A 9493-nucleotide genomic window follows, 5' to 3' on the forward strand; every position below is an offset into this window, starting at 1 on the left:
ATCAGCGATGAACCTGAGGGGAGAGCGACAGGCAGACTTCGCCTATCAGGCGGTGTATCGCTACATGATCAACCTGATCAATGAAGTCAGCCGGGAAGCACCGGTCAAGCTACCGTCCCTGCGCCAGTTGGCGACGCGGTTGAACGTGTCAATCTCGACGATTCAGTACGCTTACTCGCTGTTGGAAAAAGAAGGGCGAGTGTACTCGGTGGCCAAGTCCGGCTACTTCGCCTGGCCCGTGGCCGCAACCATGCCCATCATGGCGGGTACGGACTTGCTCGAGCGCCTGTATACAGCCGCCCGGCGCCCGGCGATGGTTGTGCTCAGCAATGATGAACCGGCGCTGTTGGGGTCCCTCGATGGCGCGTTGCTGGCGCTGGAGCGCCAACTGGTGCGCCGGTATCCCCATCATCTGCAACCGTCGCAACCTTGTGGCGTGTGGGAGTTGCGTGCTGCATTGGCAGCCCGTTATACCGCGTCGCCCACCCATTGTTGGCAAGCTGATGAGGTGTATATCGGTGCCGACCTTCAGGGCGTCCTGGAAATCCTCGTTGACGCCCTGGACCTTAAAGGCACGGTGGTGGTAGTTGAATCGCCGTGCGATTACCTGGTCCTGCGCCTGCTACAGGCCGCTGGCGTGCGGGTCATTGAATGGCCCTGGCGTGCCGACGGCCGCCCGGACTTGACCACATTGGAGCACCTGCTGCGTCATGAACCGGTGCACCTCGTGCTGCTCTCATCTGTAGTCAGCATGCCCTCGGGTAACGCCATGACCGACCCCGAGCGGCTGCACGTAGCACGTCTGCTCGACCAGCACGGCTGCTGGTTGCTGGAGAACGATACCTTTGGTGACCTGAGCTTTGCGCCGCCCGGATCGCCCTTGCGCAGCCTGGTCAACCCAGAGCGGCTGATCGTGTTTTCTTCGTTCGAAAAGGTTTTGGGCCCGGAAGCGCCCTTTGGTTACCTGCTGGCGCGGCAGATGAGCAATGAATTGCAGCGCCAGTTCTTGCTGCGTTCGTTTCGACTGTCCGCCATTCGTCAACGCGCCATTGCGCGGCTGTACGAAAGCGGTCGGTTCGACCAGCACCTGCACACGCTGCGCCAGCGCCTGCATGAGCAGGCGCACGCCATGAGTCACCGCTTGGATGCGCGTATGCAAGGGTGTGTGCATTACCGCATGCCTGTGGCCGGGGCGAGTTTCTGGTTGCAGTCGACGGCGCCGGTGGATATGCGCCTGGTGTTTCAGCGCATGCTCGCCCAGCAGGTGGTGATTGCTCCAGGCGAACTGTTCAGCCTCAGTGGTTTGCATCACCAGCATATGCGCTTGAGCCATACCTTCAGCGGCCATCCCAACCTGGACATCGCCCTGGATACGCTGGCGCAGACGCTCCTGCAGGCGCAGACTGATTAATGCGTGAAATTTCTCTTCAGGCCGTCGGATCGATACCGTCGCGCAGTAGTCCAAGTCTCAGTAAACTGTCATTTTTCCGAATCCTTCTTTTCGAGGTTTATGCATGACTATCAGTCCTTTTGCGGGCAAGCCGGCACCAGCCCAGTTGCTGGTGGATATCCCGCGACTGGTCACGGCCTATTACACCGGCCAGCCTGATGCAGCGATCTCCACTCAGCGTGTGGCTTTTGGTACCTCCGGGCACCGTGGCAGTTCGTTCGAACTGAGTTTCAACGAGTGGCACGTTCTGGCTATCAGCCAGGCGATCTGCCTGTACCGCGAAGCACAGGGCATCACCGGGCCATTGTTTGTCGGCCTGGATACCCATGCATTGTCGACGCCAGCCGGTGCCAGCGCCTTGGAAGTACTGGCGGCCAACGGCGTGCACGTGATGCTGGCCGAGGGCGACGAGTACACGCCGACGCCGGCGATTTCCCACGCCATCATCTGCTATAACCGTGGCCGTACCAGCGGTCTGGCGGACGGTATTGTGATTACACCGTCCCACAACCCGCCGCAAAGTGGCGGCTACAAGTACAACCCGCCTAACGGTGGCCCAGCCGATACTCACGTCACCAAGTGGATCGAAGCCAAGGCCAACGAACTGCTCGCCAACAAGCTGGCCGGGGTCAAGCGCATCACTCACGCCCAGGCGCTCAAGGCCGACACCACCCATCGCCATGACTACCTCAACAGCTATGTGGCCGACCTGATCAATGTGATCGACATGGACGCGATCCGCAGCGCCGACCTGCGCTTGGGCGTGGACCCGCTGGGCGGAGCAGGGGTGCGCTACTGGTCGGCGATTGCCGAGCACTACCGCTTGAACCTGAAGGTGGTGAATACCGAGGTCGACGCCACCTTTCGCTTCATGAGCGTCGACTGGGACGGCCAGATTCGCATGGACCCGTCCTCCAGCTATGCCATGCAAAGCCTGATCGGTCTCAAGGAGCGTTTCGACGTTGCCTTCGCCTGCGACCCGGACCACGACCGCCACGGCATCGTCACGCCTTCCGGTGGTTTGCTGGCGCCCAACAACTACCTGGCGGTGTCCATCGACTATCTGTTCCAGAACCGCCCGGACTGGCGTGCCGATGCGGCCGTGGGCAAGACCGTGGTCAGCAGCGGCCTGATCGACCGCGTCGCGGCGCGCATCGGCCGTCGCCTGTACGAAGTGCCAGTGGGCTTCAAATGGTTTGCCGATGGCTTGTTTGAAGGTTCGTTGGGGTTTGGCGGCGAAGAAAGCGCCGGTGCCTCGTTCCTGCGCAAGGACGGCAGCGTGTGGAGCACCGACAAGGACGGCCTGATCCCGGCCTTGCTGGCCGCAGAAATGACCTCGCGCAAAGGCCAGGACCCAAGCCAGATCTACCGTGGCTTGACCGATGCCCTGGGTGAGCCGTTCGCCATTCGCGTCGATGCCAAGGCCACTCCCGCGCAAAAAGCTCTGCTTGGCAAACTGTCACCGGAGCAGGTGACGTCCACGCAATTGGCCGGTGAGAGCATTCAACAGATCCTCAGCCATGCGCCGGGCAACAACCAGGCGATTGGCGGTTTGAAAGTCATGACCGAAAACGGCTGGTTTGCCGCACGCCCCTCGGGCACTGAGGACATCTACAAGATCTACGCCGAGAGCTTCATTGGCGAAGAACACCTCAAGCAACTGGTGGAAGAGGCGCAGGTGTTGGTTGACGGTGCAATCAGCCAATAACTGACACTCATGCGGTAGATGTGTGGGAGGGGGCTTGCTCCCTCCCACATTAGATAGCAACAAGAGTTGAGATCAGGCCAGGTCCACCAGCACGATTTCGCTGTCTTCAATCGCCGTCACGCGCAATACCTGTTCATCCTCTATCGCCACACCGTCTCGCGCCTGTGCCCGCACACCATTGACGTCAATCACGCCCGTGGCTGGCACCAGGTACGCCCGGCGGCCACTGTCCAGCCGGTACTCCGCGCTTTCTCCAGCTTTCAGGTTAGCTGCCACCAAGCGTGCATCCGCACGAATCCGCAAGCTTTCAATGTCGCCAGCCTTGCCGCTGGCCAGCGTCACAAAGCCCTCGCGGTTGCCTTGCGGAAACGGTTTGGCGCCCCAGGACGGTGGCAAGCCGGCTTCATTGGGGATGATCCAGATCTGGAAGATTTTGGTTGGCGTGGCCTCCAGGTTGTATTCGCTGTGGGCAATGCCGGTGCCCGCGCTCATTACCTGCACATCGCCGGCTTCGGTGCGGCCTTTATTGCCCAGATTGTCGGCATGGCTGATCGCCCCTTCGCGCACGTAGGTGATGATTTCCATGTCGCGGTGTGAGTGCTGGGGAAAGCCGCTGCCGGGGGCGATGATGTCGTCGTTCCACACCCGCAGGTTGCCCCAGTGCATGCGCTGGGGGTCGTGGTATTCGGCAAAGGAAAAATGGTGATGAGCGTCAAGCCAGCCATGGTGGGCGCCGCCCAGGCTGGTGAAAGGTCGAAGTTCAAGCATGATCGTCTCCTGTTGATGGCCCCATCATCCAGCAGCGCATGATCGATAAAAAGCGTAAAAACTGCCGGTTAATTATCCATTTATTCGATGTTTAACCCTGGTGTTCACTTTCACTTCATCGCCTAACTGCATGACAGCAAAGCAATTGGCTGGAACTGAGCGGCGTTTCCGGCGACCATGGCGCCTTGGTCAAAACAAGCTCACCGCAGGAGTCCGCGTGTCGCAACAACAGCCTGATCTGCCCCCCGAACTGCGCCCCTTGGCTGAAATGCCGCTGCTGAAACGGCTGGCCGCGCGCCTGTTCGGCCATGGCCTTACCCGTTTGCGCGCGCAGCACAGGTTTTCCTGGTTACATGGCCAGGCCGACGGTTTTCGCAGTGGGCATGAGGCGGGGGTTGAATACGGTTACCGCGAGGGCAAGGCCGATGGCATCGAGGAGGGCCGGCAAGTCCTGCTGATTCGAGACTTTCGCCCTGATGAGCACCGCGCACCAGGTATAGATGACAGCCTGTTCGACGACTGGCGATTGCCACTCACCGCAGAGGTGAAGAAGCGCATGAAGGCCGATGTCGCGCGCCTGCTGCCAGCCCATGCGCAGCCAAGCGTGGCGCAATGGAAGATGATCTTCAGCGACACCCCCTCGACCTCAGTGATTGCGGGTGCCGGCGCCGGCAAGTCGACGTCCTTGGTGCTGCGCATCCTGCTGCTCAGCCATTACCTGGGCTTTGAACTGAGTTCGATGACGGTGGTGACCTTCACCCGCGAGTCGCGCAAGGACTTCATCAACAAACTCATGGAAATTCTCAGCTTGTGGGGCCAACCTCTTGGCAGCAAGGAGGCCCAGGCGGTGGTGCGCACCTTTCACTCGCGCATCCTGCCCATGGTGCGCAGCCTGCCGGGCTTTGAACGGCTGCAGGCCTTTGAGAACCTCAGCGGTGGTTTTGAAGACGCCGACAGCAACGCCTTCGACCTGCGTATCAGTGACGCCCAGCGGCAGCAGATGAACGCTTGTTATCACCGCTTGTATGGCCGCCATCAGCGTTTTCGCGAGTTGATTGCACCCTTGGCCCGTCATGGTCTCCAGCTCAAGGAATTGGAACGCGATCATCCTGACGTGCAAAAGCGCATGGCCGTGACTGAATTGGCGGCCAAGCGCGATGAAGAACTCTGTGATGTGATTGAAGACCTGTGGTTTCGCGCCGGTGCCTGGCCGATCAAGGGCATCGAACCCAGCCGTCAGACCTTTGAAATCAACGGCGCGCAATTTCATTGCCACGGCTATATCCCCGAGCTGGATGCCTGGGTGGTGCTGGGGTTCGATGGGCGCGAAAACCCTCAGATCAGTCGGCCGAACTCGAAACTTTCGGTGCGCGCTGAATGGGCAGTGAAGCGCACTCTGTTTCAAGCTTTCTGTAATAAGCCTTTGATATGGCTGGATAATTACGAATCTTCAAGGCGTCTTTTGAGCAGCCTGGGTGGCGATGCCACGGCCGGGCCGGGCTTTGATTACAAGGTCAAAGGTGAACTCGCTTCAGCCCCCCTGTTGGACAGTTTTGTCATGGCGGCCGGGTTTATCGAGAACCTCGGCTTGGATGTGCCTACGGCGGTTGGCCAGATGAGCTTCGCCAAGGACGACCCGGACCGGCTGTTTTTCGAGGCCCTGAGCATTTTCTGGAAGGCGCTGGAAGATCACCTGCTGGAACAATCGCCGCCGATCATGACCTACAACCGGATGTTTTCCCTGTTTGGTGAAAACACCCCTGAGAACCTCAAGCTGCTGAGTGATCCGTTGTTGCGGCCGATGTCGCACCTGATGATCGACGAATTCCAGGACGTATCGCCGCAGATCGTGTCCTGGATCCGCGCCAGCCTGCGGGAAATTCGCAGCCGTGGGCCGGCCATGCACGTCGGGCGCGGTGCGCAACGCTCATCGTTGCTGTGCGTGGGGGACGACTGGCAATCCATCTACGGCTGGCGTGGCAGTTCGCCCAAGTACTTCATGGAGTTCAACAAGGAGTTCGTTTCGCCCAGCACCACCCGCGTGATGCTGGGGGAGAACTACCGCAGCCACCAGCACATCATCGACGCTGCCGAACATATCGTCCGTAGCGCGCCGGCCATCCCCGGCAAAAAGGCCAGGGCCAGTGGCGAGCCCAAGGCGCTGGTGCCCGTCACGGTGTTGGAACGTGACGACGCGGCACTGGCGCAGCGGTTGCTGGAGCATTATCAGCGGGGCGATTCGATCCTGATGCTTTATCGAAAAGGTAGCGATAAGTTATTGATTAATGAGCATATTCAGTCTGTTGTTAATGTGGATTCTAGCTTGGCGCCTCAGGCGCGCAGGTTGAAACAGCTGACGTATCACAGTGCCAAGGGGCTGCAGGCGGACGCGGTGTTTTTGCTGGGGGATTGTCAGCATGTGACCAGCTCGCCGTACAAGAACCAGGTATATCGCATGGCGGGCTTGGGTAAGGATGGCGATAGCGAGCCTTATGACAATGCGCAGAGAGACGAAGTGTTGCGCCTGGCCTATGTGGGGATTACCCGGGCGGTCAGCCATTGTTATTGGTATGTGGAAAAGCCGGAAGGCCAGGGTGTGAATGTGCCCAGGGCGTCTGAGCGAGTGGATGGCAGAAAAGCTTTTTTTGATGATCAGCGTGCAGTGAAGGGGGCTGGCTGACCTTCGATGAAGGCCCGACGCCGACGCGTCTCTACCTGACAACACGGGGTCGAAAATGTGGGATCTGGCTGCCTGCGATGGCGGCCTACCAGCCGACGCCTATCTACCTGACACCCCCACGATCCAACTGTGGGAGCGGGCTTGCTCGCGAAGGCGGCCTGACAGTCAACACAATTGGATTGTGTACATATCCATTCCTGCGGTAACGGCCACTTAGGGTTCCGCTCTTACAGCGGGCGTTATTACGCTATTGCCGCCTCACGCCCGCAACGAAACCGGCGGCACGAAACTCTCCAATTCATCCTCCACTGCCTCGATGATGCGCTCCACATCAGCCGCGTTCATCACCGTAGCGCACGGGATCCCCGCGATGGCGATCAATGTCTCGCCGCTGGCCCGGTCGAACAGGCGGGCGATCATGCTGCCGGGGGCGTCCATGCTGCCCTCGAAGCCCATCGGGTGAAAATGCCAGCGCATCAGCTGGCAGGCGTTGGGAAATGTCACTTTGTTCATGTTGCCCACCTTGTTCATTGAGCGCTTCCTTTAGCTCGCGGCAGGGGCCAGGACCTTCACTGGTCATGACAGCTAAGGGCTTAAAAATAGCATTCGTTCGCAACTGCAAGGTGACTTTTTTCGGCCCGTTCGGCGGTTCTTTCGCCTGGTTTTGATATAGATCATGTCCTACAAAGGAATAGGCAAAAGGCCATTAGTCAGACACTCGATCTGACCATTGAAGGCAAGGGTAAACTTCGGCATTCTCAAAAATTTTCCCCGCCGTAGAGCCCGATATGTCCGACATCGCTCCAGACGATGAGTGTCACAATTCCCACGCTACCGGCGCGCTGGTGCTGCGCCATCACCTGTGCTGGCGACGTCGCGATCTGGACGGGGTGATGGCTTACTACCACCCCGAGATCCTGTACCACGATTTCTTCCAGAACCGTGTGGTGGGCTATGCCGAGTTGCGCGAGTACTTGCAGGCCAGCATGCCTCGTGAGGCGGATGAGGCGATTGAACACACTGATCGCATCCGCGCCGATGGCGATACCGCGTTTATCCAGTACCGCATTACCTTGCGTGGCGGCCAGGGCCTGGTGTCGTTTCGTACCAGTGAGGCCATTACGGTGCGCGACGGGTTGATCTGGCGGGTGAATGAATATGCATCTCTGGTGCACGAGCAACCGACCCAGGCGCTGCGTCCCACGGTCAGCCGCCTGGGCCTGTCGCCCCAGCAGTTGGGTTATATGGCCAATGACCTGCAACAATATTTCGAGCGTCAGCAGCCGTACCTGGACCCGGAGCTGGACCTGCAGCGGGTCGCCAAGGCCTGTGGCTACAGTCGCAATCAGATGTCCTACTTGCTGAACCAGGTGCTGGGGCAGAGCTTCTATCGCTACGTCAACCAGGCGCGACTCCAGCATGTACTGGCCGCGCTGGATCACGCCACCGCGCCGGTCAAAGTCGATGAGTTGGCCTTTGCCGCCGGTTTCAATTCACTCTCGGCGTTCTACAGCGCTTTTCGCCAGCACACCGGGCAATCGCCCAAGGCGTACCTCAAACAAATTTCTGTGCGTGCACGCGCGCAAGACAGTTCCTGACGCTGCACTCTAGGATCGGCCCTATCGAACCGAGGTAGGGGAACCTGGCATGCCGGCATGGCGCAGTATCAGTTTATGGATGGACCAGTTGGACGAGCCGCTGGTCGCGCGCCCGTCGCTGGAGCACGACCTGGACGTCAATGTGGCGATTATCGGCGCCGGCTATACCGGCCTGTGGACCGCCTATTACCTGAAGCGCCAGGCCCCCGAGCTGAAAATTGCAATCATCGAGGCGCAAACGGCCGGTTTCGGCGCATCCGGGCGCAATGGTGGCTGGTTGATGGGCAACCTCTTGGGGGAAGACCGCCTGCTGGCTGAGCTTGCCCCCCGGCAGCGTCGCGCTTCGTTTGACCTCTTGCATGGCATTCCTGATGAAGTGGCACAGGTGCTGGTCCGCGAAGGCATTGACTGCGACTACTGCAAAGGCGGCGCCTTGTATTGCGCCGCACGCTACCCCGAGCAGGAAGGCAGCCTGCGCCGCTATCTGGACAAGCTGTACGCCCAGGGCCTCACCGAAGACGACTACCGCTGGCTCAGCCCGCAGCAATTGGCCGAGCAGGTCCGCATTGCCAAGCCTTATGGCGGCATCTATGCCCCCCACGTCGCGACGATCAACCCGGCGAAGCTGGTGCGTGGCCTGGCGCGGGCGGTTGAAAGCCTGGGAGTGACCATTTACGAAAACAGCGCCGTGACCCATTGGCAGTCCGGCAGCCTGCGCACTGCCAAGGCCTGCGTGCGCGCCGCCTGGGTGGTGCCTGCTGTCGAGGGTTACGCCAATACCTTGCCGCCGTTGGGCCGCTACCAGTTACCGGTGCAGAGCTTGATTGTCGCCACCGAACCGCTGCCGGCCAGCACCTGGGAGGGCATCGGGCTCAGCCAGGGCCAGGCCTTTGGCGAGAGCAGCCGACAAGTCACCTACGGCCAGCGTACGGCCGACAATCGCCTGGTGTTCGGCGCCCGTGGTGGCTATCAATTTGCCGGCAAGTTACGGCACAACTTCGACCTGACGGACAGCGAAGTAGAGTTGCGTCGCTACCTGTTTGGTGAACTCTTCCCACAGCTGAAAAAGGCCAGGATTACCCACTCCTGGGGCGGCAACCTGGGCATGTCGCGCCGTTTTCGTCCGCACATGCTCTGTGACCACGCCACTGGCATCGCACTGTCCGGCGGTTATGGCGGGGAGGGGGTGGGCGCCACCAACCTCGGGCGCGCGGCCCCCCTCTTTTTTTTACAACTTCCGGCCCCCCAGACCGTCCTCTCTATTCTCTTTTCCGGCTTTTTCTTTTATA

7 protein-coding genes are annotated in these 9493 nt (G+C 60.0%); 5 read left to right on the forward strand and 2 right to left on the reverse strand.

The genetic code is table 11. From position 1 onward, the window contains the following. Nucleotides 1-7 precede the first annotated feature (7 nt). Complete coding sequence (locus tag GIV35_RS16490; protein ID WP_213153970.1) at nt 8-1411, forward strand: aminotransferase-like domain-containing protein; 1404 nt, start codon at nt 8-10, stop codon at nt 1409-1411. Nucleotides 1412-1514: 103 nt separating this feature from the next. After that, nucleotides 1515-3158, forward strand: coding sequence for a phosphoglucomutase (alpha-D-glucose-1,6-bisphosphate-dependent) (gene pgm, locus GIV35_RS16495; RefSeq protein WP_200648773.1), 1644 nt, complete (start codon nt 1515-1517; stop codon nt 3156-3158). A 72-nt stretch (nt 3159-3230) separates the two neighbouring features. Here the strand turns inward: pgm and GIV35_RS16500 are convergent, their stop codons facing one another. Further along, nucleotides 3231-3926, reverse strand: a complete 696-nt coding sequence (locus tag GIV35_RS16500; RefSeq protein ID WP_213153968.1) for a pirin family protein — start codon at nt 3924-3926, stop codon at nt 3231-3233. A gap of 217 nt (nt 3927-4143) precedes the next feature. Here GIV35_RS16500 and GIV35_RS16505 point away from each other — a divergent pair, with 217 nt between their 5' ends. Further along, on the forward strand, nt 4144-6606 hold the full coding sequence (locus GIV35_RS16505) for a UvrD-helicase domain-containing protein (protein WP_236304498.1): 2463 nt from the start codon (nt 4144-4146) through the stop codon (nt 6604-6606). A 258-nt stretch (nt 6607-6864) separates the two neighbouring features. Here GIV35_RS16505 and GIV35_RS16510 read toward each other — a convergent pair whose 3' ends face one another. Next, complete coding sequence (locus GIV35_RS16510; RefSeq protein ID WP_014718395.1) at nt 6865-7137, reverse strand: DUF1652 domain-containing protein; 273 nt, start codon at nt 7135-7137, stop codon at nt 6865-6867. A gap of 257 nt (nt 7138-7394) precedes the next feature. On the opposite strand from GIV35_RS16510, the gene GIV35_RS16515 reads away from it, so the two are divergent. Both GIV35_RS16515 and GIV35_RS16520 read left to right on the forward strand, forming a co-directional pair. Beyond that, a complete protein-coding gene (locus tag GIV35_RS16515; protein WP_236265797.1) occupies nt 7395-8204 on the forward strand; it encodes a helix-turn-helix transcriptional regulator in 810 nt (269 codons plus the stop codon). Between the two features lie 49 nt (nt 8205-8253). Continuing rightward, nucleotides 8254-9493, forward strand: a 1240-nt coding sequence (locus GIV35_RS16520) for an NAD(P)/FAD-dependent oxidoreductase (RefSeq protein WP_236491418.1), incomplete at its 3' end; no start/stop codon positions are given.

The organism is Pseudomonas sp. PA-1-6B (assembly GCF_021609545.1).
In the GTDB taxonomy this organism is placed as follows: Bacteria; Pseudomonadota; Gammaproteobacteria; order Pseudomonadales; family Pseudomonadaceae; genus Aquipseudomonas; species Aquipseudomonas fluorescens_BV.